Source organism: Salinimicrobium sp. CAU 1759, from assembly GCF_054482715.1.
In genome coordinates, this window is record NZ_JBTLRK010000002.1 from 242,516 (window position 1) to 268,001 (window position 25,486).

Annotated in this window: 31 protein-coding genes and 1 pseudogene; 9 read left to right on the forward strand and 23 right to left on the reverse strand. The window is 41.3% G+C overall.

Annotation, left to right across the window (positions count from 1 at the left end):
• Positions 1 to 78: 78 nt before the first annotated feature.
• The 4 genes and pseudogenes from ACXYMT_RS12180 to ACXYMT_RS12195 form a co-directional block, all read right to left on the reverse strand.
• Complete coding sequence (locus tag ACXYMT_RS12180) at positions 79 to 1,281, reverse strand: DEAD/DEAH box helicase (RefSeq protein WP_459059375.1); 1,203 nt, start codon at positions 1,279 to 1,281, stop codon at positions 79 to 81.
• Positions 1,282 to 1,480: 199 nt separating this feature from the next.
• Positions 1,481 to 1,738, reverse strand: coding sequence for a pentapeptide repeat-containing protein (locus ACXYMT_RS12185; protein WP_459059587.1), 258 nt, complete (start codon positions 1,736 to 1,738; stop codon positions 1,481 to 1,483).
• Positions 1,739 to 1,813: 75 nt separating this feature from the next.
• Positions 1,814 to 2,053: pseudogene (locus ACXYMT_RS12190) on the reverse strand (pentapeptide repeat-containing protein); the annotation flags it as partial.
• A gap of 2 nt (positions 2,054 to 2,055) precedes the next feature.
• On the reverse strand, positions 2,056 to 2,439 hold the full coding sequence (locus tag ACXYMT_RS12195) for a hypothetical protein (protein WP_459059376.1): 384 nt from the start codon (positions 2,437 to 2,439) through the stop codon (positions 2,056 to 2,058).
• 270 nt (positions 2,440 to 2,709) lie between these two features.
• Between ACXYMT_RS12195 and ACXYMT_RS12200 the strand changes: the two genes are divergently transcribed.
• Positions 2,710 to 3,681: a L,D-transpeptidase gene (locus ACXYMT_RS12200; RefSeq protein WP_459059377.1), complete on the forward strand. Its 972-nt coding sequence runs from the start codon at positions 2,710 to 2,712 to the stop codon at positions 3,679 to 3,681.
• 57 nt (positions 3,682 to 3,738) lie between these two features.
• On the opposite strand, the gene ACXYMT_RS12205 is transcribed toward ACXYMT_RS12200, so the two are convergent.
• The 9 genes from ACXYMT_RS12205 to ACXYMT_RS12245 all read right to left on the reverse strand — a co-directional run bounded on the left by ACXYMT_RS12205 (position 3,739) and on the right by ACXYMT_RS12245 (position 9,748).
• Positions 3,739 to 4,644: an alpha/beta fold hydrolase gene (locus ACXYMT_RS12205; protein ID WP_459059378.1), complete on the reverse strand. Its 906-nt coding sequence runs from the start codon at positions 4,642 to 4,644 to the stop codon at positions 3,739 to 3,741.
• Positions 4,645 to 4,729: 85 nt separating this feature from the next.
• Positions 4,730 to 5,272 carry a VOC family protein gene (locus tag ACXYMT_RS12210; RefSeq protein ID WP_459059380.1) on the reverse strand — a complete coding sequence of 181 codons (543 nt, stop codon included), beginning with the start codon at positions 5,270 to 5,272 and terminating at the stop codon, positions 4,730 to 4,732.
• Positions 5,273 to 5,333: 61 nt separating this feature from the next.
• Positions 5,334 to 5,924 carry a sigma-70 family RNA polymerase sigma factor gene (locus ACXYMT_RS12215; protein ID WP_459059381.1) on the reverse strand — a complete coding sequence of 197 codons (591 nt, stop codon included), beginning with the start codon at positions 5,922 to 5,924 and terminating at the stop codon, positions 5,334 to 5,336.
• A gap of 113 nt (positions 5,925 to 6,037) precedes the next feature.
• Entirely contained in the window at positions 6,038 to 6,487 is a 450-nt protein-coding gene (locus ACXYMT_RS12220; RefSeq protein ID WP_459059382.1) for an OsmC family protein, read from the reverse strand.
• Positions 6,488 to 6,519: 32 nt separating this feature from the next.
• A complete protein-coding gene (locus ACXYMT_RS12225; protein WP_459059383.1) occupies positions 6,520 to 6,744 on the reverse strand; it encodes a hypothetical protein in 225 nt (74 codons plus the stop codon).
• Positions 6,741 to 7,058 carry a rhodanese-like domain-containing protein gene (locus ACXYMT_RS12230; protein ID WP_459059384.1) on the reverse strand — a complete coding sequence of 106 codons (318 nt, stop codon included), beginning with the start codon at positions 7,056 to 7,058 and terminating at the stop codon, positions 6,741 to 6,743. The genes ACXYMT_RS12225 and ACXYMT_RS12230 overlap by 4 nt, the downstream gene beginning before the upstream one ends.
• 2 nt (positions 7,059 to 7,060) lie before the next feature.
• On the reverse strand, positions 7,061 to 7,345 hold the full coding sequence (locus ACXYMT_RS12235; RefSeq protein WP_459059385.1) for a rhodanese-like domain-containing protein: 285 nt from the start codon (positions 7,343 to 7,345) through the stop codon (positions 7,061 to 7,063).
• A 283-nt stretch (positions 7,346 to 7,628) separates the two neighbouring features.
• The gene (locus ACXYMT_RS12240) at positions 7,629 to 8,018 is read right to left on the reverse strand and encodes a DUF302 domain-containing protein (protein ID WP_459059386.1); all 390 of its coding nucleotides are present in this window, start codon (positions 8,016 to 8,018) and stop codon (positions 7,629 to 7,631) included.
• Between the two features lie 131 nt (positions 8,019 to 8,149).
• On the reverse strand, positions 8,150 to 9,748 hold the full coding sequence (locus tag ACXYMT_RS12245) for a GMC oxidoreductase (RefSeq protein ID WP_459059387.1): 1,599 nt from the start codon (positions 9,746 to 9,748) through the stop codon (positions 8,150 to 8,152).
• Between the two features lie 259 nt (positions 9,749 to 10,007).
• Here ACXYMT_RS12245 and ACXYMT_RS12250 point away from each other — a divergent pair, with 259 nt between their 5' ends.
• Positions 10,008 to 10,505, forward strand: coding sequence for a nuclear transport factor 2 family protein (locus ACXYMT_RS12250; protein WP_459059388.1), 498 nt, complete (start codon positions 10,008 to 10,010; stop codon positions 10,503 to 10,505).
• On the opposite strand, the gene ACXYMT_RS12255 is transcribed toward ACXYMT_RS12250, so the two are convergent.
• The 7 genes from ACXYMT_RS12255 to ACXYMT_RS12285 all read right to left on the reverse strand — a co-directional run bounded on the left by ACXYMT_RS12255 (position 10,506) and on the right by ACXYMT_RS12285 (position 16,369).
• Positions 10,506 to 11,690 (reverse strand): MFS transporter, encoded by a 1,185-nt coding sequence (locus tag ACXYMT_RS12255; RefSeq protein ID WP_459059389.1) that lies wholly within the window; start codon positions 11,688 to 11,690, stop codon positions 10,506 to 10,508.
• A gap of 43 nt (positions 11,691 to 11,733) precedes the next feature.
• Positions 11,734 to 11,982: a YgaP family membrane protein gene (locus ACXYMT_RS12260; protein WP_459059390.1), complete on the reverse strand. Its 249-nt coding sequence runs from the start codon at positions 11,980 to 11,982 to the stop codon at positions 11,734 to 11,736.
• Positions 11,983 to 12,089: 107 nt separating this feature from the next.
• Positions 12,090 to 12,530, reverse strand: coding sequence for a carboxymuconolactone decarboxylase family protein (locus tag ACXYMT_RS12265; RefSeq protein ID WP_459059391.1), 441 nt, complete (start codon positions 12,528 to 12,530; stop codon positions 12,090 to 12,092).
• 81 nt (positions 12,531 to 12,611) lie between these two features.
• On the reverse strand, positions 12,612 to 14,063 hold the full coding sequence (locus ACXYMT_RS12270) for an SDR family oxidoreductase (RefSeq protein ID WP_459059392.1): 1,452 nt from the start codon (positions 14,061 to 14,063) through the stop codon (positions 12,612 to 12,614).
• 115 nt (positions 14,064 to 14,178) lie between these two features.
• On the reverse strand, positions 14,179 to 15,576 hold the full coding sequence (locus ACXYMT_RS12275) for an amidohydrolase family protein (protein WP_459059393.1): 1,398 nt from the start codon (positions 15,574 to 15,576) through the stop codon (positions 14,179 to 14,181).
• 17 nt (positions 15,577 to 15,593) lie between these two features.
• Complete coding sequence (locus ACXYMT_RS12280; protein WP_459059394.1) at positions 15,594 to 15,971, reverse strand: methylglyoxal synthase; 378 nt, start codon at positions 15,969 to 15,971, stop codon at positions 15,594 to 15,596.
• 11 nt (positions 15,972 to 15,982) lie between these two features.
• Positions 15,983 to 16,369 (reverse strand): DUF2255 family protein, encoded by a 387-nt coding sequence (locus ACXYMT_RS12285; protein ID WP_459059588.1) that lies wholly within the window; start codon positions 16,367 to 16,369, stop codon positions 15,983 to 15,985.
• A 146-nt stretch (positions 16,370 to 16,515) separates the two neighbouring features.
• Here ACXYMT_RS12285 and ACXYMT_RS12290 point away from each other — a divergent pair, with 146 nt between their 5' ends.
• Positions 16,516 to 17,280, forward strand: a complete 765-nt coding sequence (locus ACXYMT_RS12290; RefSeq protein WP_459059395.1) for a sterol desaturase family protein — start codon at positions 16,516 to 16,518, stop codon at positions 17,278 to 17,280.
• Between the two features lies 1 nt (position 17,281).
• On the opposite strand, the gene ACXYMT_RS12295 is transcribed toward ACXYMT_RS12290, so the two are convergent.
• From ACXYMT_RS12295 to ACXYMT_RS12305, 3 genes are all read right to left on the reverse strand, one after another.
• Complete coding sequence (locus ACXYMT_RS12295; RefSeq protein ID WP_459059396.1) at positions 17,282 to 17,803, reverse strand: hypothetical protein; 522 nt, start codon at positions 17,801 to 17,803, stop codon at positions 17,282 to 17,284.
• Positions 17,804 to 17,890: 87 nt separating this feature from the next.
• Complete coding sequence (locus ACXYMT_RS12300; protein WP_459059397.1) at positions 17,891 to 19,147, reverse strand: hypothetical protein; 1,257 nt, start codon at positions 19,145 to 19,147, stop codon at positions 17,891 to 17,893.
• A 98-nt stretch (positions 19,148 to 19,245) separates the two neighbouring features.
• Positions 19,246 to 21,114, reverse strand: coding sequence for a DUF389 domain-containing protein (locus tag ACXYMT_RS12305; protein WP_459059398.1), 1,869 nt, complete (start codon positions 21,112 to 21,114; stop codon positions 19,246 to 19,248).
• Positions 21,115 to 21,273: 159 nt separating this feature from the next.
• Between ACXYMT_RS12305 and pyrR the strand changes: the two genes are divergently transcribed.
• From pyrR to ACXYMT_RS12335, 6 genes are all read left to right on the forward strand, one after another.
• Positions 21,274 to 21,816, forward strand: coding sequence for a bifunctional pyr operon transcriptional regulator/uracil phosphoribosyltransferase PyrR (pyrR, locus tag ACXYMT_RS12310; protein WP_459059399.1), 543 nt, complete (start codon positions 21,274 to 21,276; stop codon positions 21,814 to 21,816).
• A gap of 2 nt (positions 21,817 to 21,818) precedes the next feature.
• Positions 21,819 to 22,751 carry an aspartate carbamoyltransferase catalytic subunit gene (locus ACXYMT_RS12315; RefSeq protein WP_459059400.1) on the forward strand — a complete coding sequence of 311 codons (933 nt, stop codon included), beginning with the start codon at positions 21,819 to 21,821 and terminating at the stop codon, positions 22,749 to 22,751.
• Positions 22,748 to 23,080 carry a ribonuclease Z gene (locus tag ACXYMT_RS12320; RefSeq protein WP_459059401.1) on the forward strand — a complete coding sequence of 111 codons (333 nt, stop codon included), beginning with the start codon at positions 22,748 to 22,750 and terminating at the stop codon, positions 23,078 to 23,080. Before ACXYMT_RS12315 ends, ACXYMT_RS12320 begins: the two co-directional genes overlap by 4 nt.
• 31 nt (positions 23,081 to 23,111) lie before the next feature.
• Complete coding sequence (locus ACXYMT_RS12325; protein WP_459059402.1) at positions 23,112 to 24,020, forward strand: ribonuclease Z; 909 nt, start codon at positions 23,112 to 23,114, stop codon at positions 24,018 to 24,020.
• A gap of 205 nt (positions 24,021 to 24,225) precedes the next feature.
• The gene (locus ACXYMT_RS12330; protein ID WP_459059403.1) at positions 24,226 to 24,696 is read left to right on the forward strand and encodes a CAP domain-containing protein; all 471 of its coding nucleotides are present in this window, start codon (positions 24,226 to 24,228) and stop codon (positions 24,694 to 24,696) included.
• Between the two features lie 302 nt (positions 24,697 to 24,998).
• On the forward strand, positions 24,999 to 25,472 hold the full coding sequence (locus ACXYMT_RS12335; RefSeq protein ID WP_459059404.1) for a CAP domain-containing protein: 474 nt from the start codon (positions 24,999 to 25,001) through the stop codon (positions 25,470 to 25,472).
• The last annotated feature ends 14 nt before the right edge of the window (positions 25,473 to 25,486 follow it).

Consider the following 25,486-nt stretch of genomic DNA (forward strand, 5'->3'; position numbering starts at 1 on the left):
AAAGAGTCTATTCCGGAGAATAGACTCTTTTTCTTAAATTTAATTCTGCCAACTGACCACTGCCAACTGACCACTTAACTACCGTCTTCTTCTGTTCCTGTTGTTATTCCTGTTACGGTTTTGTGCAGGTGCTGAAGCCGGTTCGGCATTCAGGTCCATTGGGTAAGGATGTTCATTGATCACCGGAATTTTTATCGAAGCTAATTTTTCAATATCCTTCAATTCCTTGCGCTCATCTGCCGCACAAAAAGAAATAGCCATTCCTTCATTACCTGCACGGCCTGTACGACCAATCCTGTGCACGTATGTTTCAGGAACATTAGGTAGATCAAAGTTGAAGACATGACCCAACTCATCAATATCAATTCCGCGGGCAGCAATATCGGTGGCAACCAGCACATTTAGATTTCCACTCTTAAAATTCTTAAGTGCATTTTGCCGCGCATTTTGGCTTTTATTTCCGTGAATTGCGGCCGAACTTATTTTTGCCTTATCAAGAAATCTCGCAACCTTATCAGCGCCGTGTTTTGTACGGGTAAAAACAAGTGCGGTATGTATTCCGTTGGATTCTAGCAGGTGAAGCAGTAACTTCTTCTTATCGGGTTTATTTGTGAAATAAACTCGCTGCTGGATCTTGTCCACGGTAGAGGAGGGCGGAGTAACTTCCACTTTCACCGGATTCTTAAGCATGATATTGGCCAGGCTCTGGATCTCCTCGGGCATGGTAGCCGAAAAGAAAAGCGTTTGCCTTTTTTCCGGAAGGCTCTTGATCACTTTTTTTACATCATGTATAAAACCCATGTCAAGCATCCTGTCAGCCTCATCGAGAACAAAGATCTCCAGAGTCTTCAGGTTTATAAATCCCTGGTTCATCAGGTCCAGAAGCCTGCCCGGGGTAGCGACAAGAATATCGACTCCTCTCTTCAGTTTTTGGACCTGGGTGTGTTGAGAAACCCCTCCAAAGATAACAGAGTGGCTTAATCTGGTATGCTGTCCATATACTGCCAAACTCTCATCGATCTGTATTGCAAGTTCTCGGGTAGGGGTAAGGATCAAAGCCTTAATTCCCTTATTTGAAAATCTCTTTTCATTCAATAATTGAAGGATTGGTAGGCCAAAAGCGGCTGTTTTGCCGGTACCGGTTTGTGCTACTCCAAGAAGATCTTTTCCTTCAAGAACTACAGGAATTGCTTGTTTTTGGATTGGGGTGGGATTAGAATAACCCTGGGTGTTGAGCGCCTTGAGTAAGGTCTCATCTAAGTTTAAATTTTTAAAAGACATTAAATGTATTTATATGAAATGCTGGAAAAGACGTTGCATTTTCTTGAAGCAGCTGCTATTTTTTTTCATTCTCAACCGGCTTACAACCTGCCGTGTTTTCATGTAAAGAAGAGGGCAAAGATAAGCTTTTTATCTACCCGTATTACATTGACAATAATTGGGCCGCTTTTGTGAACTGTAATTCCTGAAATTGAACGGTTCAGAGAATGTCTATTTTGTACTTTTCTAAGAGCCCGTGAAGTTGGGCCGTAGAGAACTTAGCTCCTGTTATTATGTTATTTTCAGGATCAATACTGAAATTTTCTGAAGTACTGAAGTCTGTTCTTTCCATTCGGGTGTTGAAGAATATTGCTCCGCTTAGGTCGCAGCCGCGAAAAACAGCAGAAGAAAGATCGGCATCTGAAAAATCGGCCTGTACCAACTTACATCCGGTAAAAGATGTACTTTTTATTTTCAACTTAAAAAAAGAAGAGAAATTGAGATGACAATTTTCAAAGTTGAATGACAACAAAAAAGAACTGCAGTGATCGAAGGAGAGTCCTACCAATTTACACTCAGTAAATTTGACTCCTCTCAACGTTGTATTTTTCAAATTTGCATTGCTCAAGTCACAAACTTCAAAAATACATTCTGAAAATGTCATTTTTGAGAGGTCAGCTGCACTAAGATTAATGCCGGAAAATTTGCAGTTTTCATATTCTCCGAAAGGAAGAACCCCTCCAGGAAAGTCTTGGGAAGAAAAAGCTTCATCCCTGTAAAAAGCATCGGCCATTCTTAGCAGCCTTTACCCTTACCGTCTTTGCAATTTTTAGATTCGGCCACAAGATATGCGATGCTGCCGCCAAGATCGACCTTGAGTGTAGTAGAGCCAAAATCTGAAGCCTTACGTTTTTTCCCGTTTAAGACCAATTCACTGAAGCCACTAATCGTAAAAGTTTTGCTCTTTTTATCGTATACAATTTTTTCAGCTTTATCTATTTCAACTATAGAGGTCGAGAAATGAACATTACCGGTAAACTCTACAATTTGTTTATCCTGCCGTTGTACATTTTGATCACCAGAAAAGAAAACTCCTTTGCTTTCAAAGGTTACAGGCGCTTCCTGGGCGAAAACAGCTGTGCCAATTAACATGAATAAAAATACAACCAAAGTTTTCATTTCATTTTTTTTGAGGGAAACAAGATATTAAATTTTTGCTAATTTTATTAAGAAAGTTAAGACATCTTTTAGAAGAACTTTCCTGCTTCTTTCGCCAACCAGAACCTTCTAAAATGGCATTTTTTATGCGGTATAATTCTTAAGATTATGTAGGATTTGAATCAAAAATTGGGGAAATTTAATTAAGGTTTGGCTAAGCATTAACTGCTTGTTTTTTGCATTATTAGCATTTTTCGGAAAGTTTAATGAATTCGATTTAATTATTTTCCTGTGAATGATTTAAAGAAATATCTGCCGTTGCTTTTCCTGTCCTGTATATTGTTCATGACCGGTCTATCGTCCTGTGAAGGAACAGTGGGTGCGCAACAACCACAGATCACTTCTCCGCAAGATCCAACTTCAAAATCTGTAGAACCAATTCAGGAGGTGCAGGACATTCCAATGATCATTACATATCATCTGGACAGTATTGGGAGTGCAGCTGAAGTCGATAGTTTCAAGGCTAAATTCTCTGAACTGGAGCAGGAGTATATTTTTGCTATAAATCGAATTGATGCCTATCGGCTAAATTCCGGAGATAGATTGGTTATTCCCGATACCCTCACTACAAATTTTTTAGACTATTCCCCTTTTCCTAATCAATTTGAAATGTTGGATTCTATTCCTAAAACTTTACTCATTTCAAGACGGGTGCAGGCTTTTGCGATATATGAACATGGAAATTTGATTAGGTGGGGTCCGGTTAGTTCGGGAAAGCAAACCACGCCTACTCCTGCAGGTCTGTTTTATGCTAACTATAAGGCACGAAGCAAAATTAGTACTGTAAACGAGGACTGGATCATGCCTTATTATTTTAACTTCATGAACTTTGAAGGAGTAGGCGTACACCAATATTCGATGCCCGGTTATCCTGCCAGTCATGCCTGTGTTCGATTGCGACAAGATGATGCTGTGTTCATCTACAATTGGGCAGATCAATGGAAGCTGGATGCTTCTCGACAGGCAGTTAAAAGGAATGGAACTCCTGTTATGGTCTATGGTGACTACGACTTTGACAGTCCTGTCCCATGGTTTCAACTGGCAGAAAATCCACACTCTAATTATCTAAACGCAGAGGAGATGGCTACATTAAAGAGCTATGTGACCCGGTACAAAAAAGAAAAACGAAATTTCGCCCCTATGCACTTTCCTGCGGAAGAACTTGCTGTTTCTGGCGGGGAGGGCCTGGAGACTATCCAATAAATAAGAAAGGTTGCCGGAAATGGATTCTCGACAACCTGTTCCCTCAAACAATTATCTTTAAAACTTATATTTCTCTTTATAGGCCAGGATGGCTTTTTCAAGATCTTCCTTGTCCTCAATGAAAGGAACATGTCCGCCTTCACTCTTCCATAACAATAGATTTGCAAATTCCAGTCCCTTATAGTGTTCAGGCCCAACCATAAAGTCTGTTGAACCATAAAAATAGAGAACCGGCTTTTCCATTTTTGCGGAAAGAGGTTTGAAATTCTCCCAGTATTCCGGATAATTTAGGGCATATCGGCCCAGATCATAATTGAAATTTTCAATTTCGCCTGAAATTTCATCCAGCTTTGCAAATGTTTCCGGATTTCTGGAACCCATTTTCCAGAAAATATCCTTCTCTCGAAGTTTTCCTCCAAATTCGCCCATTCTTTGAGGTAGTGCAAGCGTATCTCCATCGCAAGTATATGCTTCACCAACAAATTCTGCTGCCTTGGGAATCCAGCTTTGGCAGGCAGATTCAGGTAAGTTGATGGTGCAGTTGAGCATGATCATTCCCTTTTGAGCTGCAGGGAATTTTTCGGCATATCCCATTTGAAGAATACCACCAAAAGAATGGCCGAGCGTAAGCCAGTTCTCAAAACCTAAAGCTTTTCTCACTTCTTCAAAATCTAGAGCCATTCGGTCAAGGGAATAATCCTGGTTTGGAGCACTGCCAGATCTCCCAACTCCTCTTTGATCAAGGTAGATCACCCTAAAATGTTGCTCCATAAAGGAACCCATCAACTTCTCGAACCAGTAGCTGCCCGAGCCGGGACCACCGTGAAGGTATAAAAGAGGGGTTCCCTGTCCTTCTACTTTGACGTAAAGATCTACTCCATCAGATGTTGTGATGATCTTTTCCCTGGCAGAGACATTAAGGTTGAAAGCAACAAGTGCGAGGAGAATTAATAATTTTTTCATTTTATTCAATATTGAATCTTTTTAAAAAGAACAGGTCCGCATTTAATGTAGACCTGTTCCGGAACCAATTTCTTTTTCAGCATTTTTATACAGACTCCTGAGAAAGTGTTTTGTTACAGGTAGAAGTGCTACAAGTTGAATTTTTTTCTGAAATTTCTTCTTGCTCTTCCACCTGTTCCACCTGCTCTACAATTTTGCCGTCATTGCCGGTCCATTGCTCCATCACTTCGGGTGCAGGTTTGGCATTTATGCCCTCTCCATAGACCGTGGCGGTACCATAGGTATAAAACGCCTCCCAATCTACTCCCTGGGGATCGGTGATCCAGCTTTTCTCGCTTTTTGAATAGCAACAGGTGCAATCTCCTTCTTCCCTAACAGTTCCTTTTGCTTTCTGCATATTAGAATAGATCTCTTTAAGTTCGGCTTCAGTTGAAGTCTGTAGACCAAGATGTTCAATTCCAACTTCGGCATGTCCTGTTGATATGGCATAGTTGATTCGCGGATCTTCCAGCATCCACTTTGCGTAGTCAGCTTTTACAACGGTAGGTTTAGTATTAAATAAGGCATTATAGAAAGCTATACTCTCTTGCAGATCCTTTACTCTTACGTGTACGTGAAATGTTTTCATGATTTTGATGTTATGATTTAAACCCAGGACGTAGAGAAGATCAAAAAGACGCAGAAAAAAATTAATTTTTTTTCTGAGCCTGTTGTAAAGGGGTGCAGGAATCCTTAACAGAAAAGGAAAGAAGGCCTCCGGTAGCATCGGTTTCAAAATGACAACAAGTAACAAATTCCTTTTTGAGGAGGTCGCGTGCTCGTTGGATGCGGGATTTTGTGGCGGTGAGGCTAAGGTTGAGTTTTTCAGCAATATCTGCCTGTTTTAGGCCCTCCAGATCGGCCATTCGAAGAGGAACAGCATATTCGGGGGGTAAAAAACTTAACAAAGGCTCGATATACTCAAGAGCTTCTTTAAAAGCCAGATTCTCATCCTCCTCAATAAACTCAATTTCACTTTTCAAATTTCCGTTCTTGGATTCTTTTCTGAAGTGGTCGATCATCGCGTTATGTGCAATCTGGTATAACCAGCTTCTCACATTTCTTACACCCGATTTGGAAAGGCAAAAATTGTAAACTTTGAGTAAAACTTCCTGAAGAATATCATTGGTCAGTTCCTCATCTTTTACCCTTTTAAAAATATAATGTTTAAGGGCAGCCTTGTGTTCCAGCCACAAAACCGGAACATCACAGTTTGGTGTAAGATCTAGCGTTTGATCCATCTGTAGTGAATTAATATTCTAAATGTAGAGAATAAAATGAAAGCAGGAACAAAAAAAATCCCGCCGAAGAAAACTCTTCAAAACGGGATTTCCAGTGTAGGGGACTGTTATTATTATACTACCAAAGATTCTGCCAATTTTATTTGTGGATGCAAAATAACTTCGGCTTTTATTGAATTTGTTATAAGGCAGGCTCTTTCAGCTTTAATAAGGATCTTTTCCGCCTTTTCTTTATCTTCTTCATTAAAGATGGTAAGCACAGGTTCAAGAGTGATCTGTGACATCACGTATTTGCCTTCTTCCTTGCTCAGCTTGCCTTTCGAAGGGCAGGTAAGGCTTTTAAATTCAAGTTTGGAATTTTCGGCAATAGCCAAAAAGGTGGTCATAAAGCAGCTGTTGACTGCAGCTGTATATAGGTGCTCCGGTGACCAGATGCCTGCTTCTCCTTTAGCAAATTCTGGCGGGGTAGCTACTTCAATCTGCTCCTTCAATTCGGGTGAGGAAATTTCTCCCCGCCGGTCTTGTTTCCAATGTAGATCTACATTATAGATATGCTCTTCCATAATTCTGTTTTATCTGACAAAGTTAATTTTGCTTATTCAGATATTTTCTGATCACGATCAGGTTCTATGTAACAATTTCCACCTGCGCAATTTCCGGCGGCACATCCAAACCCAAATAGCCCCATTGCGGTGACATAAGCTCCTAAGGCCAATCCCCACCACTGGTCTGCATCTGCGGCCTGGAAACTCACCAGCAAGCCTATGATGAGATAGGCAGCCCTTGTCCATGACCAGTTGTTCAAAACCCTGTTTTTCATCCTATTTTATTCTGAAGATTTCTCCAGCCACCGCCATTGTGGACCTCTACAAATCCGGCTGATTGCAGGATATTCTTAGCCGAAGCACTTCTCATGCCCGAAGCACAGCAGGTGATCACCGGCACGTCTTTCTTCCCAATTTTCTTTAGATTCTGTCCAAGACTGTTAAGCGGAATGTTTTTGGAGCCTTTGATGTGTCCGCTATTATATTCGGCTTTTGTCCGCACATCAATTATCACGGCTCCTTTTTGGATCAACTGCTCAAAATTGGTCTTAGGACCCAACCCGAAGATTTTTTTAATAATATTTATCATACTTATGAAGCTTTAGACTGCAGGTAATTCACTTCCAGCCAGGATCCCCCATTTACACAATCAAGGCCTTCCCGGTTGAGGAAGTTCTCTGCCTGTGCGCTTCTCATTCCCGAAGCACAACACAGTATTATTGGTGACTGCATTGACTTTAACTTCTCTAAATTTTCCGGAAGCTCTGTCAACGGAATGTTAACCGAACCTGCTACATGTCCACCGGTGAATTCACCTCTCGTACGAACATCGACCACTGTTCCCTGATGGGATCTTAATATTTTTTCAATTTCCATTTGATTTATTTTTATAGGCACAAAAGTAAAGCTGAAGGTCGGAGTGTACAGTTACTTATGTTACACAACAGGTTGTGCCAAAGAGGCTGTCAAAAAGCCGGAATAACATCCTCCTGAATTAATTTTTGGATCTTTGTTACTTGAAAATTAAAATCAAATAGTAGCTGAAACTCCCGAAGCTTCGGGACAGCCTTGACAAAAAAGATCTTTTTAGACAGCCTCTTGTTATTTCTTAAACCGTAAAGATTCAGTACAAGAAAACCCTATAAATCTGCGAAACAACTTACTTCATTTCGTCTATTACCTTCTTTAATTTCTCCCTTACCTGTGTCGCTACCCCTCCTAAAGTGTCATTTTGAACAGCTTTCATGGAAGCAACGGGATCAACAGCCGTGATCTCGGTTTTCCCATCTTCTGTTTCCTGCACGATCACGTTGCATGGTAACATCGTACCTATCTTGCTTTCTGAAGATATTGCCTCGTGCGCCATTTTCGGATTACAAGCCCCCAGGATCCTGTATTTCCTGAAATCTACATCCAGCTTTTTCTTGAAGGTCTCCTTTACATCAATTTCGGTTAGGATTCCAAAGCCCTCCTTTTTTAGTTCTTCGGTTACTTTTTGAATTGCAGTTTCAAAATCATCGTTTACGGTGGTGGTGAAGTAATAGCTCATTTTTTTAGTTTTTTGTCCGACTATAAGTTACTACAAAAATGACATTTTAGGAAGGAGTGGGCAGTGACTTTTGTTACAGGGATTTTTTATATAGACAAGTAGATTTTAAATAGAAATTTAGGAGCCAGTATTTAAAGAGATTGACAGGAAGGATCTGAAAATGTCATTTTTGACACCTTTTCTTTTTCAGGAAAAAGGTCCATCGCCCGTTCTGCAATTGCCGTTATTGAGAGACTTGGATTTACACCGGGATTTGAGGAGATCATAGATCCATCGATCACGTACATGTTACCATATCCGAACACCTCATTCTTGGAGTTGATCACTCCCGAAGATTTATCTCTTCCCATCACCGCACCTCCTAAAATGTGAGCAGTGGTGGGAATTCCTGCAAGACTTTCCAGGGCAAAACTTGTAGCCTTACCTTTTATGGCTTCACTGTACCTTTTGGTCAGTTCCTTAGAGGCAGGTATATCGCTGGTCGGTTTTTCGCCGGTGCTTACTCCGGTTGACATTCTGCCAAAAAAATTTATTTTGAGTTTCAAAGTACTGTCTACACTTTGCATGAATAGAAGCACAGCAGTACTTTTTGACCAGCTGTTAATAAAATAGGTTTTGAACCAGGAAACAGGAGAAGAGACCAGTTGTCCAAAAATGTGAAAGATTCTGCTCACCGGGTTTTTACCCGCCGCCATTGGCAGGTGCAGTAATTTCCAAAATCCGGAACCTTCTGAATATCGAACTACTTCAAGATGACTGTCTTTATCTGTATGGAGAAGACTGCCAATCGCAACTCCTTTAGAGAGATCTTTAGTTTTATCGGAGGTGGAGACACTTATTAGCGTTTCATTATTGGTGCGGATCTCGTCTCCCACTTTGTCCGACAACTTCGGAAGGCTTTTCTGCTTCAGCTTTAGCAAGAGCTTCACAGTTCCCAGGACTCCTCCGGAAAATATTACTCCTTTACTTCTAAGTTTCCGGGTTTTACTGAAGTAGGAGGTAGTGGATCGCATTTTTAGCTCATATCCTTCCGAAGCTAATGGCACTACATCGATCACCTCATGTTCTGCGAGTATTTCTGCACCCATTTTTTGAGCCAGCCAGAGATAATTCTTGTCCAGCGTGTTCTTTGCATTATATCGGCAACCGGTCATACAGCCACCACAGAAATTACACCCGGTCCTGTCCGGACCTTTGCCATTGAAGTAGGGATCTTTAACGGTCTCGCCCGGTTTTCCGAAATATACAGCAACATCAGGTCGTTCGAAGTGCTCATTTCGCTGCATTTTTCCGGCCATTTGTTTTAGCGCAATATCGGCATCAAATAATCTTGGATTAGGTGTTGCTCCCAGCATTTGCAGGGCCTTTTTATAACATGGCTGGAGTTCATTTTCCCAGTCGGCCAGCTCTTTCCAACTGCCGCTACTGTAAAATGCCTTTTTTGGAACCGGAAGTGTGTTCGCATAGACCAAAGAACCACCTCCAACTCCGGTACCCGAAATGACCGCAACATGCCGAAAGATGCTGAGCTTCATTATTCCGAAGAAACGTAAGGCCGGCATCCAAAGCCACTTTTTGAGATTCCAGTTGGTCTTTGGAAAATCTTCGGCTTTGAACCATTTTCCTTTTTCGACCACCAGCACTTTATAACCCTTTTCTGAAAGGCGTAAAGCACTTACCGATCCACCAAAACCGCTGCCAATAATAATATAATCGTAGTCAAGTTCCACTAAATAAGAAGGTGCGTTTTATGCTGCTTCAAAATAGTAAATTTCTACACTATTTTTTGTGAAAGGTGGCATAAGCACAAAAGAAGGTTCAATGAAGAGAGTATTAGGAGGTAGCATTTTCCAAACCGCCTGTTTGTTCTTTAAACGATTCACACAAGATGTTGGGAAGCCGGTGACATTTTTTGTCAGATCTTTCTAAAACATTTTGTGCTTTGCCTAAATCATACCGCCTTCGAAGGTTTTAATGTATCTTTAAGCTATGCAGCATCCCAATGAAAAAATTATTCTGGATTTCTACCAGGCTTTTCAAAAAGGAAACCCCAAAGCCATGAATGCCTGTTACCACAAGGACATTGTTTTCTATGATCCTGCTTTCGGGCATTTAAAAGGAGATCGGGTTAGAGCAATGTGGTATATGTTAATGGAAAAAGGCATGGGAGAGCCGAGTATAAGCTACAGCGAAATACAGGCCAATGACTACAATGGGAGCGCCAGGTGGACTGCAACGTATTACTACGGCCCTTCGAAACGAAGAGTTGTCAACGAAGTGGTGGGGACATTCTATATTCAAAACGGAAAGATCCTGCAGCATACAGATCATTTTGATCTGTGGAGCTGGTCCCGGCAGGCCCTTGGTTTCAAAGGTTTTTTGCTGGGATGGACTAAATGGATGAAACTTAAAATCCAGCAGGAATCCAGTAAAATGCTCTCCCGCTATATACATAAAATGCGCTCTCTGGAAGAGGATGATTTTTGATCATTTAATTTTTTCTCCTTTTCTAAATAATAAGATCAGGCCTGTCACTGGTCCGGGTGTCAGGAATAAAAAAAGATAAACAGGCGGAAGAACCTCTACAAGTAGATTTATCAACTCTATGCTTATGATGGTGATGGCAAAACCTAAGGAATTCACCATGGTCAATCCTGTTCCCCTTGCTGCAGCCGGTGCGTTATTGGCAACTAAAGTAGAAAAGAGGGGAGAATCTGCCACAACCACCATTCCCCAAAAGATCAAAAAAATAATCAACAGGCTTTCCTGGTTCTGCAGAAAGAAAAGAGGCGAAAGAATACAACACACGCCTGAAAGAAATAGTGCGCTTCCGGCTGTTTTCCTCACACCAAGGCTGCGGGAAATAAATCCGCCTGCCACACAGGAAACAGCACCCGAAGCAATAACAAAGAATGACAGTAAAGGGACATTCAGGTGAGTTTCGGGATGAATGGCTTCATAACCGGCCAGAATTACAGGAATAAAAGCCCAGAAGGCATAGAGCTCCCACATGTGTCCAAAATATCCAAAAGCAGCCGCTTTAAAATCGGGAACTCGGAATACCCGAATGAATGCAGAAAAGTCCTTCTTCAGCATTGGTTTTCTATAGGGACCATTGGGTACAAAAAAGAGGATGATTGTTCCACCTATTATGGCCAATAAAGAAGTAAGGATCAAAACAAGCTTCCATGGTAAATTTTCGGATCCAGTAAAGGCTTTGAGAAGATGAGGAAAAGCAGTCCCCAAAACCAATGCCCCCACCAGGAAACCAAGAGAGGTTCCCAGGCCTTTCTGGTAGTAATCGGAAGCTATTTTCATACCCACCGGATAGATTCCGGCAAGGCTAAACCCAGTGAGGAATCTGAGAAAAATAAGGCTTCCGGCAGTATTGCCCGTCCAGGTCATTCCAAGGTTGAATAAGGCTCCAAAAATGGCAGAATAAAAGAAAACTCTGGAAGGAGAAAACCTGTCGGCAATATTCAGAAAAGCAAAAAGAAGAGTACCTGCGATAAAACCGAATTGTACTGCAGAGGTGAGATGACCAACAGCAGATACATCAAAATTATAAGTGAGGATCAAGTCATTCATGACACCATTTCCGGCAAACCAGAGAGAGGTGCAGCAGAATTGTGCAAAAACGATGACAGGCAAAATTAGCCGTGATTGACTCATTTGAAAAGATATCTACGGCTAAGAAACAAAAACTTCTGAAGTTCTAAACCAGAGCTTCTTTGATCTTTTTGATCGGACTTTTTTTCTTTTTCCTGGTGTCAAGTCCAAAGAATTCGTTCACTGGGCATACCCTGGTAACTGCACTTTCAGCAATTATAGTTCCCACAACTATAGAGGCAATTCCGGCAAGTTTCCCTTTATTGCCACCTAGTGCAAAATAACCGATTCCCATTAGAGCCGGGCCGGCAAGACTTCTAATAAGTTGATCCTGTTTACCTACATTTTCTTTCATTGGTCAATTTTTAATATTTAATTCCCTTTTAAAGGATTCCTTTAATTTAAGAAAAATTGACTTCTTATTCAAGCTTACGTAAATCAAGACAGGGCATTAAACCCTTCTCAAATATTTGATGTGGTCTTCTGTAGATCCTTTGTTAGATTCATTACCCTCCCAAAACGCTGAGAGGCAGTAAGGAATGATATAAAAGCACAGAGAGCAGAGATCTCCCTTATGCTGAAAACCTCCTTCAAAGCTGAAAAATGAGCCTCCGCTATCGACTTATGATCAAGTGCAAACAACTCCGCGAAGGCAGTTGCCAGAGATATTTTTAGATCCCGGGGATCAAAGGAGGCCGGTCCTGCTTTAGCCATACAATATTCACAAGCGTTGCCGAAAGCGAGGGTTCTGCGAACTTTCTCAAGTAAGTCCTTGTCGAGACCCGAGTTGGCAAAAAGCGTAGCTTCAAGTTGATTCCAATTTTTAAGGATCTCGGGGTTATGTCCCAGTAGTTTTTCAAAAGGTGAAGTACCGACTTCAGAAAGCTCAATGCTTGTGCTCATATTGTTATATTTTGTTGAGCCCAAAAATAAAGAGAAAGAAGATTTCTTTTGATTCTATCTCTAATAGCTGCAAAAGAAATATTAAGCTTTTAAATAATCCCGCGTCAGGTTTGCGGCCATACCTTCAAATACAAAGTAGTGAAACGGTAATACAGCATACCAGTACATTCGGCCAGCGAGGCCTTTAGGCCGGAAAGTGGCAGTTTGTTGCAAAAATTCTTCTCCATCTCTTTGAGCGATCCTGAATTCGAGCCAGGCTTCTCCCGGGAGTTTCATTTCAGCGTATAGAAGTAAACGCCGGTTCTTTTTATCGGCAGCAAGAACCCTCCAGAAGTCGAGGGTATCTCCCGTATTAATGTTGTGTGGATGAGTACGACCCCGTCTAAGACCAACTCCACCCACAATTTTATCCAGGAATCCACGTATCTTCCACAGCCAGCTGCCGTAATACCACCCGCGTTTGCCGCCTATAGACCAAACGTTCTTGAGAACATTGTCAGAATCTCCCGTGATCTTTTTTTCGCGACGGTCACTAAAGCAACCATCTGTTGGAACCTTTATATTCTCTAATAAGGAGTTGTCTGAATAACTTGAAGCGAGCGAATCTTTCCAACTCGAGATCACGCTGTTTTGCTCAATCTTTTGAAAAGCAAGTTCTACTGCTTGTTTATAAGGAATGGGCTTTATTCCTAATTTGTGATGAAGATTATTTGGTTTTGCTATTACTTCCACCTTCATACTGTCCACAAGATTCACTGCAAGCTTATAGGAGGTGGAAGTGACGAAGTAAAGCCAGTAGGAGGAAAGGCGGGGTGTCATTACCGGAACGGTGATGATTTTGCGATTAAACTCTCTAACTTCAGCAAACTGAAGCATCATTTCCTTATAAGTGAGAACATCTGGGCCTGCAATGTCATAGGACATATTGTAGGTTTCCTCCATTAGAAGTACTCCGGAGAGGAATTGCAAAACGTCTCTAATAGCTATCGGCTGGGTTTTCGTATTTACCCATTTTGGAGTGATCATTACCGGCAGTTTTTCTACCAGATCCCTAATTATTTCGAAAGAGGCACTTCCCGAGCCAACAATTATTCCTGCTTTTAAAGCTGTTAATGGAATACTGCTCCTACCAAGAATCTCTTCAACATTCTTGCGCGAAGAGAGGTGCTTTGAAAGCTCTTTTTCATTGGTGATCCCGGTGAGGTAAATGATCTGTTTAGCGGAAGTAGACTCGATAAGCTTCAGGAAATTTTTGGCAGAGTTTGCTTCCATTTCTGCAAAATCCCCTGTCCCTGCACTCATAGAATGAATAAGATAATAGGCAACATCAATATCTTCAATGGGCTCTGAAGAGGGTAATTCTTTCAGAAAATCTACTTCCAGTAAAGATATTCTTGAATTCGCGTAGACCCCTTCCGAAGGGAATCTGTTCTTATCGCGAACACAGCAAACCACTTCATGCCCCTCTTCCAGCAAAACCGGAAGCAACCGCTTCCCTATATATCCTGTCGCTCCCGTAAGAAGAATTTTCATGATCTATTAATGAAATTAAAGGGCTGTGGTAAGTAGCCATCTCTCTAAGATAAAAAAAGATATTGAAGACCAGACGATTACTTTATGCCTAAATCATTAACTCAATGAAAAATTTCTACAGTTTTACAGCCTGCATCATTTGCTGAAGTTTTTCCTGCTCATAAATTTTTCCTTTAGAAAGTACAGAAGAGACAGAGATGAGGTTTTCAATGTTGTTAAAAGGATTCTTTGCAAGAATTATAATATCTGCCATTTTACCGGATTGGATACTGCCATATGATTCTTGCAGATCAAAAAAAGCAGGGCCATTTATGACCGAAGTCTTTATAGCTTCCAAAGGAGTTAATCCTGCTGCAACAAGCCTTTCCAGTTCATTGTGCAAAGAACCTCCTGGATAGACATATGAATTAAAAGGTCCACAGTCTGAGCCTGCCAAAAGTGGCACTCCATTGTCATACATAGGCTTTATCATTTCCAGACTCTTTTCCTCCATTTTTGAACGCATGGTACTTCCTGCAGCCCTGGCTCTCTTTGCGCCTTCTATCCTGCCACGGTAGGTTTCCTGGATTCCACTCCCAATATATGGCAGCAGGGAATCCCGGCTATGGTCTACATCCAGAATTTCTGAAAGTGTTTTTCCTATGTGAAGAGTAGGAGTAATGTACACTCGATTCTCCTTGAGCTTTTGAAATACTTCCTCTGCCAGTTCGGGATCATAGGTCGCAATGATATCATTCATCATACCGTAGCCTGGATTTACTCTTGTAAGGCTATCGGCTTTTGGGGAGCAGGCTTTCATCACGTAATACAAATGTTCTGAACCGTCGAGTCCCAGGTCTACACCTTCAAGAATGTTAGCCGACATTGGCATGTGGCCGGTAGTTTTATATCCGCGCTCTTCGGCTTCTGCGATAATACCGTAAAATACTTCCTTTGAAAGGCTGCCGTCATACATCTTTACATAATCTACTTCAAGCTGCTCCAGGGAATCAAGTGCAGCCGGAATATCCTCAACCCCCGCAACTTCAATGGAGCCCGGCCAGGCAGGATTTGGACCGTCCAGTTTTGGACCCGAAGTAAAAATTGAAGGGCCTTCAAGTTCTCCTGCTTCTATCTTTTGTCTCCAGTCGATGACACTTATAGAAATATCTCCTCCCGCATCCCTAACCGTGGTAACTCCGTGAGCAAGGAAAAGGGGAAGTAAATTGCGGTTTTCTGCGACTAATGAATCTCCTCCTCTAAAATGCACATGCATATCCCAAAGCCCGGGCATTACATATTGGTTTTCTACGTCTATTGTTTTTGAGGCTGAAAATCTATCGCTGCTTTCCATATCCAGAACCGCTTGAATGGTGTCACCGGAAATCGCGATCATCTGCCCCGGAATATCTTCACCCGATTCGACATCCAGGACCGTCGCGTTTGTGATGAGTACATCTGCCGACTCCTTAGGCGAATTACATGCAGTAAGGAATAGAACACCTAGTAAGGTGCCAAAAATGACTTTTTTCATGCTTGTTATTTTAAACTTTATTTTGGCTGATCCCTTTCATCAAGGATAAGCAGGTCGGCCGAGGCCCGATTTAAAGCTATCGGAATATTATTTATAACTGCTGTTCTAATCAGCGTTTGGATATCGTGTTCATGACCGTGAGGAGTTTCCGCATCAATAAAGAAGATGATCATTTGAACTTCTCCTTTCAGGATCTTTGCAGCCAAAAGGATATCTCCACCACTAGGACCATGTCCAAATCCCTCGACTTTGATATCCAACATGTCGCTAAGTAGCTTAGAAGTATTTGTGGTGCCAATAAGATTGTACTTTAGCAAAGCTTCCCGGTGCACCTTTGCCCAGTTGAGAAGATCTGTTTTGCGACTATTATGGGCAATTAAAGCAATTGTGTTCATCGTTTTTAACTTTAGTTGTAAGTAAAAAATTCCATGGTGTAACTGGCGTATTCGGGTTGTGTAATTCCTTTGGAGTAAAAAATATTTTCGGGCTGATCATATTTTTGGAGGTAAGCGAGGTTAATTCTTTCCTGTAGGGGATCATTTGCAGGTAACTGCTTGCCCAGTACATCAAGAACCCTTTCTCCATATTTTAATTGCCCTGTGCCCGAGCAAAGGAATTCTGTAAACCAACTTCTAGCACTCTTATTCCAGCTCCTGGAAAAATAACGCCCATCCACTTCTACCATCCAAATTTTCAGAAAGCTGTCTCTTTTCCGCCCCCCTTTTATGCTAATAAGGGTGTTTTGGTTCAGGTAATTCCGGAAGTCTGCAGGAAAATTTTGAATTGTTACCATCAATGTTCGTTGGTTGGTGTGGTAAAATTAAAGAATCTGGGCTAAGCACAGCTACAGGGACGGAAGAAATCCTTCTAAAGAGTGCCATTTTTCCACCAGACTTCTTTTGACAAAGATTTAAGATTTGAATTGTTATTTTTAAAGCTATGGACGAGATCTTAGGAATTGAAGATAATACTGCCGGAATATTACTGATTTATACCGTCATCTTTTTTATAGCCATCCTCTTTCGATATTTTGTGGCTGCAGGGGTTTTCTATTATTACTACTATGTAAGAAACTTTGGGAGATATGATCAAAGGCGCCTGAGTAAAAGACTGGCCAAAAAGAAGCAGTTAAAAAAGGAGATCATCTGGAGCATCAAGTCATCGGCAATTTTTGCTCTTGTCGGGGCCGCCACCTACTGGTTGTGGTTAAAAGGGCATACTGCAGTTTACCTCGATCCAGAGCAGTACGGTTTCTGGTATCTTCCCGTAAGTCTCATAATCATTTTGCTTCTCCACGAAACTTATTATTACTGGGTCCATCGATGGATGCATCACCCCAGGATTTTCAGGATCGTACATAAAGTTCATCATGACAGCCGCATTCCCACCCCGTGGACAGCTTTTTCTTTTCACCCCTGGGAAAGTCTTATTGAAGCCGTAATTCTTCCATTGATCCTCATTTTCTTGCCTGTCAATATTTATGTGCTGGGATTTTACCTGCTGTTAATGACAGTGAGCAGTGTGGTGAACCATCTGGATATAGAAATATATCCGCTATGGTTCCAAAAAAGCAAAATTGGAAAACTCTTTATTGGGGCGACCCATCATCATCATCATCATACCGAGTATATGACGAATTATGGTCTATACTTCACTTTTTGGGACAAATTGATGGCAACAGAAAGTCGTAAAATGGAAACCTGATTTACTTCAGCCTTTTGAATTCTACTTGTTCAGAAAATAGCTTCTTTTTCAGCAAACGGTCAAATTCTTTTGCTGAAGGATCGATGAGATAATGATCCAGCTTTCCATCTTCGGTCCTTATTTCCTGTACCGTTTCAGGATGTTTAGCTTTTAAAAGTCTTTCAGTTTTGGAATTTATATCTGCGAAATAGACGGTGATCTTATTTGGCGAGAATTTGATCGGAAAAACATCCCAACTGCCATTATCTTTGAGATTAAGAATGTAGGTATTCTTGTGTAGTTTCAACACTGTATTTTCAGCTGAAAGTTCTGCTGCAAATTCTATTTCTTTTCCGTCTGAAAATCTGAAGGAGTCCTTCGTGATCCTCAATGTGTCACTTTCATCTGAAGTAAAGGTGCCCAGAAACTTTTGAGGGAATTCCTGTAATATCGCGGTTCCTTTTGGTTGCGGATCTTGAAATTTAACAGCGGTGCACGAAGTTAATAGCACGGCTAGCAGCAGGAAAAAAATGTGCATTTTCATACCAGGAGTAATAGGTATTAAAAATACGCTTTTTGGCAACTAAAATTGTAAGACAGAACCAAAGTATATTTAAATTTCCTGTTCATGTTATTGACAATCAAAACATTTGATTAAGTAAGGCGGAAGATCCAAGTCTTCACTTCCTTTTAAAGGGACCTGGAGTGCTTTTTTCTCTTCGATCACTTCATGGAATTCTATGGCATATTTTACAAGTTTATTTCTTCGGCTTTTGAGCTTGGCTGCTAATTCTTTGCCATTCAGTCGCACCAGGTTTTCAGGCCATTCCTGTATTGCCTCATCTATTTTTTTATCTGTAAGTTGCTGCTGTATATATTTTGCTTCATTGATGAAGACATCTTTAGGGACTCCCTTTAGAAAGTACAGATCGAAAGGATATACAAATCCGGGAATGTGATCAATATCTTCTTCAAAGGGTCTAACCATTGGCTGGACCAGGTGGTTAGTGAGGATCGTAGGAATAACACCATCTATTCTGAAAAATGCATTGTCGCGATCTCCTGCTATGGGAATGGCCACCAGGCGATCACTCCTTTGTTGTAGTGCCCAGCCCCATTGCTTCGAATGCCTGTCCCAGTCTCCTATTAAGAGATCAAAAAGACGGGCTCTTACCAGTTGCTGTTGGTCAATTTTTAATTTCTCTCCTAATTCAGCTTTTAACTCCTGCAGGTCATCGGTCTCCACTATTTCCTGCACATTATTAATGTCGGTCCAATTGACCTCACCTTCAGTTTCATATTCCAACAGGAAAAGGCGGTCGCCAAATTGATCTTCAAACCGCTCCAGTGCTTTATGCTTAGGGACATAGACTATTTTCGGTTTCGTGCTAAGAACCCCCACAGCCTGAGATAACTTAGCAGCAAGTACTGCTCCATAAGGGTGCTGGGCTGAAACCCCGTCAACAACTATGTTCTCAAGGTTAAGGATCTTGGCTGCTTTTGGAATGAGAGGGTCGGGATCTTTATTGATGCTCCTTAGGCTGTAAACAATTCCTTGTTTATCAATTATTTTTAAGGATTTTGTTTGGTTTCCACCACCTTCTTCGTCAATCTTGAAGCTATCGAGGAGAAATACCTGTGCTTCAACCGGGGCTTCCCAGGCGCTACGATAATTCACCCCCTGCATAAATCGTTTGAGAGCATTGGAATGATATTGATTAGTAGCCACAACGGTCACGGGCGTAGATTCTTGTAAAGCTGTGTTAGCTTCTGCCTTCTCAACTAACCTGGATATATATACTTCGGAAGGTTGAACGGAAACAGACCAATAGACCAAACCAAAGAATAAGAGAACAAGGATTAAGAGGGCAATAAGGAGCTTTTTCATAGACAGGAGCTTCTATTATGAAAAGTAATAAAAATCGTCCATTGCAGGACAGGGAGCGTCTAAAAGCTTTATTAAAATTCTGAACTGCTTCTGAAGTATTAAAATTCTATAGCCGATACTACTTCCAACAGAACCGGCTGACCTATCTTTTTTTCAATTTCTTCTTTGACGGCTTCGATTTTTTCGGCTTCAAGAGCTTCGGGCCCTACCAGGCGCAGTGATACCACCAGTGGGGAGCTGAATCTTATCCTCACATCCCGCACTACAACATTCCCAATGGTTGCTCCTTCCAGGGTTCGGGTAATATTAGCCTCCTGCATGATACGTTCAAAGGAAAGTGACAGGGGTACTGCTACAAGAACGGCAATGATAAGGGTATAGACCAATCCCATTTTTGCCCTTTTAAAGGGGGCAAAGCCAAGGAGAAGAAATGTGAGGCCTCCAAAAAGAATAATTCCCGCCAGGTTTGTAGCATATAGCAAAATAGCACCCGAAAAAACTTCCCAGTCCCACCAGCCCACGCCAATTCCTGCTACCGCCAGCGGCGGAACCAGGGCAACCGCAATGGCTACTCCTGCCAAGCTTTTGGCAATGCCCTCATTAGCATGTGCATAGGCTGCTGCAATTCCCGAAGAAACAGCAATGCCCATATCCAGCAGGGTTGGAGAAAGTCTGGCTTCAATCTCGGGGGTTAGCAATTCTAAAGGAATTACAAGGCTAACTCCTGCAGCAACAGCTAATGAAACCAGGGTGCCTGCAGTTATGGTGATAAAACTTTCCTTAAGCATAGGAACATCATACCGTACCATGCCCATAGAAAAGGAAACGATTGGCGCTATTACAGGTGCCAGGATCATAGCACCAATAATAACAGGTGATGAGTTGCCAAAAAGTCCAAAGGTGGCAATAAGAGTGGAGAGGATCATCATTACCATAAATTCGGTGCTATTCTTCGAATTTCCTCTTAATACCTTGAAAAGATCCTGAAATTGTTCTGTACTTGCCCTGGGCAATATTGGCAGGCTGCGTTTTACAAGCTCATTTCTCGTTTCCCCTTTGGGAAGGCCCTCAATTTTAATGCTTTTCCTGCCATCCTCTTTTTCTGCTTTTTCGCTGTAGATACTCTTCTGCTTAAGAATCACCGCCTGTTTATGAACATCAAAATTCAGCTCTTTTGCCTGCTTCTTTTCTCCATCAATGGTGTAATCCATATCGACTTTATCGGCGATCTGTAAATTGGAGGTTTTTATCTTGCCAATAAATGATGGTAGGCGCGTGAGTGTATTACTGTTTGGCGCGAGGCTTCTTATAAAAAACCAGAGCAACACCAGGAGATTCTGCGGTGACAGTACAAAAACCTGAAAGGAGCCATCGCTAATAGAGCTTTCTTCCAGCAGGCGCCTTGAAACCAGAGAACTGGCAGCATGCTCAACTACAACAATTCCCAGCCCGGAGGTGTGAATGATCTTATCCCCGTCGGCACTTAATTCATAAGAGTGGTGGGTAAGGGAAGAGGCCTTACGCATATTGCGCACAATATTTAATACCTCTCTAAAAAAGTTTTTTTTGCCTTTCTTTTCAGAAAGCATAAAAATATTCCCAATGTTGACAGAACTGAAGACGGGAATATCATTGCAAAACAAGAGATCTATCTTGAATGGTGTCTCACATTCGGTATATTCTGTGATTACCTCCTCAATACTACCTGAAACTCCCAAACCTTTTGAGGTAAACTGATTCCCGGGGTGTGGCAGAATGGTAATTGGCCATTTATTCTTTCCTGCCATTGGAATGACCTCTCGCAAAGTGGCATCGGGGAGGTAAAGGAGCAGGGAAGAATTGACATCTAAATCAAAATCTGTATCAAGAGGGAAAGAAACCAGTTCATGCTCAAGGTTCTTTAAAAAAGGAAGGATCTTTTCTTTTACAGTTTCAATATCCTTAGGCTGATGTAAAAGGTAGAGCATGAATTTTTTAATGCAAGATAATCTTTAATCATTCTAAAAATATATGAAGTGGGGTTAAAATTGTAGTCCGGCGTGGATTATTGCCAAATTTAAAATGGTGGTATCTGAAGCAGTTCTCAGGAAAAAAATCTTACTTTTGTTTAGCTAACTTTCAGAATTATGAGCCAAAAAGTGTTGCTTGCTTCAAAGGAAATGAACATCATTTTACACCGTTTGGCCTGCCAGTTAATTGAAAACCACACTACTTTTGAAAACTCTGTGATTATTGGCATTCAGCCGCGGGGAGTTTTTCTGGCTAATCGAATCCATAAGATCCTTAAGGAAGAATATGGAATTTCTGGTATTAAGCTGGGGCATCTGGATATTACCTTCTACAGGGATGATTTCAGGCGAAGCGATAAACCTTTGGAGGCAAACAAAACCCATATAGATTTTGTGGTAGAGGATAAGCGGGTGATCTTCGTCGATGATGTCTTGTACACCGGTAGAAGCATTCGTGCAGCACTAACAGCCGTACAATCGTTTGGGAGACCCAGCGAGATCGAACTACTAACGCTGATCGACAGGAGATTTAGCCGGCATTTACCAATTCAACCCGATTACAACGGGAGGCAGGTGGATGCTATTAATGAAGAAAAAGTAAAGGTGAATTGGGAAGAGAATGAAGGGGAAGATACAGTTTACCTTGTAAGTAAAATATAATAATGAGTGAGTTAAGTGTTAACCATCTACTGGGGATCAAGTATCTGAAAAAAGAAGATATAGACCTCATTTTTCAAACTGCCGATCATTTTAAGGAGGTCATTAACAGACCTATTAAAAAGGTTCCTTCCCTTAGAGACATTACCATTGCCAACTTATTTTTTGAGAACAGTACCCGCACGAGACTTTCCTTCGAACTTGCCGAAAAACGATTAAGTGCCGATGTCGTGAACTTTTCGGCAGCATCATCTTCAGTAAAAAAGGGAGAGACGCTCATAGATACAGTTAATAACATCCTCTCCATGAAGGTAGATATGGTGGTGATGCGCCATCCTAATCCCGGAGCGGGGATCTTCCTGTCGAAGCACGTTAATGCAAGTATCATCAATGCAGGAGATGGGGCTCATGAACATCCCACGCAAGCTTTACTGGACAGCTATTCCATCCGTGAAAAATTAGGAGAGGTTGCAGGCAAGAAAGTAGTAATTGTGGGAGACATTCTTCACAGTAGAGTAGCAGTATCAAATATTCTTGCCCTCAAATTGCAGGGGGCTGAGGTCAAGGTTTGCGGCCCCTACACCCTTATTCCAAAGTATATAAAATCTTTAGGGGTAGAGGTAGAGCCTAATCTAAGGAGCGCCCTTGAATGGTGTGATGTAGCAAACATGTTGAGAGTTCAGAATGAGCGTATGGACATCAATTACTTTCCGAGTACAAGGGAGTACGTTCAGCTGTTTGGTCTCAACAAAAAACTTTTGGATTCCCTCAATAAGAAGATTGTAATAATGCACCCGGGACCCATCAATAGAGGGGTAGAGATCACCAGTGATGTGGCCGATTCAGATCAGGCAATTATCCTTGATCAGGTACAGAACGGGGTGGCCGTTAGAATGGCTGTAATTTATCTCCTGGCGTCAAAAATAAAACAGGTATGAAAGTAACAGAAAAGGAAAGCTATAAGATCTTTGAAGATGAAAAGGATGACGTTTCAGAATTTGCTTCTTTTCTGGAATCTATCCACTCAAACTTTAAAAGTGATAATGTAGTTATTGATATCCTGAAGTATGGTGACTTACAACTGGATGAATTGCTCAAATTTCTTGAATTGTCAAATGAGCACCGAAAAGGAAAAAGATCATTTGTTATAGCTAATGACGCTATCAATATTGATAAAGTACCCGAAGAGCTGTTAGTGGTGCCTACATTACAGGAGGCAGAAGATATCATCCAAATGGAAGAAATTGAAAGAGATCTGGGATTCTAGCTCGATCTTTTTCTTTTAAACTCACTGTCTCATGAAGCTTACCGTATTGGGCTGCTACGCAGCCACTCCCCGAACCTTTACAAATCCAACATCACAAGTACTGGAGATAAACAATGAGCTTTTTCTTATTGACTGTGGGGAAGGTACACAGGTAGAGTTAAGAAGGCACAAGATCAAATTTGGTAAGATTAAGCACGTCTTCATTTCTCATCTTCACGGAGACCATTTCTATGGCCTGGTAGGGCTGGTTTCAACCTTCATGTTGTTAAACCGAAAGACAGAACTTCATATTTATGGACCTAAAGGGATAAAGGAGATCGTTTTAATGCAACTTAAATTTTCCAACTCCTGGACTGGGTATCCTCTTTATTTTCATGAGTTGACTTCGAATGAGCCTCAGGTGATCCTCAATACCAGGAAAGTAACCGTGGAGACTATACCCCTAAAACATCGCATCTATGCTAACGGCTATCTTTTCAGGGAAAAACCGAAGGCCAGAAAACTATTAATGGAAGAGGTAGAAAAGTACAATATAGATGTCGCATATTACAGAGGGATCAAGAAAGGAAAAGATGTAGTGCTTGACGATGGTACTGTAATTTCTAATTCCAGGCTGACTGCAGATCCCGAGCCCCCCAGGAGCTATGCTTTCTGTAGCGACACTGCCTATAATCCTAAAATGGTAGAACAGTTAAAAGATATAACTGTACTGTATCACGAATCCACTTTTCTTGAAGAGCATGCCTATTTAGCTGCTCCCACAGGCCATTCTACAGCGCGAGAGGCAGCCGCTATTGCGCGTGCAGCTAATGTCTCTCATTTGGTGCTGGGACATTATTCTACAAGGTATGAATCCATAGATATCTTCAAAAGTGAAGCTTTAGAGGTCTTTCCTCGGGTGCATCTTGCCGACGACGGAAAGGTGCTCAATTTTCCTTAATTACCATTCATCGGTCAAAATAGCCATTCAGCCTGAGTGCTGAAGTGGGTATTCTGTAGGTCGAAATATTAATATTTTGTTAAAAATTGGCTTCATTGTGTAGTTCGTCGATTAAATTGTTTGTTTAACGGAAATAATTCTTACTTTTCCAATCCCAAACCTACTGACTACCATGATGAAAAATTTAACCTACTATGTTTGGTTAATGGCAATTTGTACGATTTCTCTTACGTCTTGTTCTAAAGATGCTATAGATGAAATGGATTCTGCCAATTTAACAACCAAACCCGCACCTGTAAACTATACCTCTATTGAATTGGATGTTCTGAACCTGGTTAATGCTTACCGAGCTCAACAAGGTATGTCTGACTTATTATTTCTAGATGAAGGATCAATCCAGGCAGCCGGCCATAACGAACATATGATAGATGGAAATGAGGTATGTCACCATTATTTTGGCGATCGTTATCAAGCTCTTGTGAACACGGTTAATGCTAAAGCCGTTAGTGAAAACGTGGCTTTTGGATATCGAACCGCCGAGGCTGTCGTTAATGCATGGATCAAAAGCGACGGGCATCGCAAGAACATGGAGGGTGACCATACTCACTTCGGAATTTCTGTTAAGGAAGGAAAAGATGGGAAGCTCTACTATACAAACATTTTTGTTAGAAAGTAGTAAATACTGAGTTTCACTTTTTTCATATTTATTTAAGGTTAGCAAAAGAGGCTTTTTTTAAGCCTCTTTTTTTTTGGCTGAATTTTAATGATTGAAAATTAGTTAATTATAAATGATTCTTCCGGAAATGTTCTATTTTTAGATTTCAAATTTCCGGTGTCCCCATTGCCGGATTCTCCCGTTTCCCCCAATCCCCTGTTTGGCCAAATTTTGTAGGCTTTCAACGACAATATTTTTTGTATTAGAAATTTCTTACTATGGAAATATCGGGGAGGAAAAACAGGTCTCAAAAATGTCATTTTTTGATATTACTATTTGTGAGCTTTTTTACCTATTGTTCTCCTGAAGAAAATAATATCATAAATAAAGACGATCTGGAGAAAGGGGTTTCTTCCTATTGGTATTCCCCCCTGGAACTGGAGATCCTTGATCTGGTCAACTTATATAGAATCTCCCAGGGGCGGAATGAGCTAGAAGGTCTTGATCAAATATCCCGGCAAGCTTATCTTCATAATGAGCACATGATCACGGCAAGGGAAGTATGTCATCACAACTTTGGTAAAAGATACTGGTTGCTTTCAGAAAGAGTAGGAGCCAGGGCGATGGGTGAAAATGTGGGGTATGGCTATTCGAGTGCAGGGGCGCTCGTAAAATCCTGGATCAAAAGTGAAGGTCATCGTAAGATCCTGGAAGGTTCCTATAATAATTTTGGAGTATCTGCCAGGGAAGGGGAAGAAAGTAAAATATATTTCACCCTAATCTTTGTAAGGAGATAATGAACAGTAAAAAG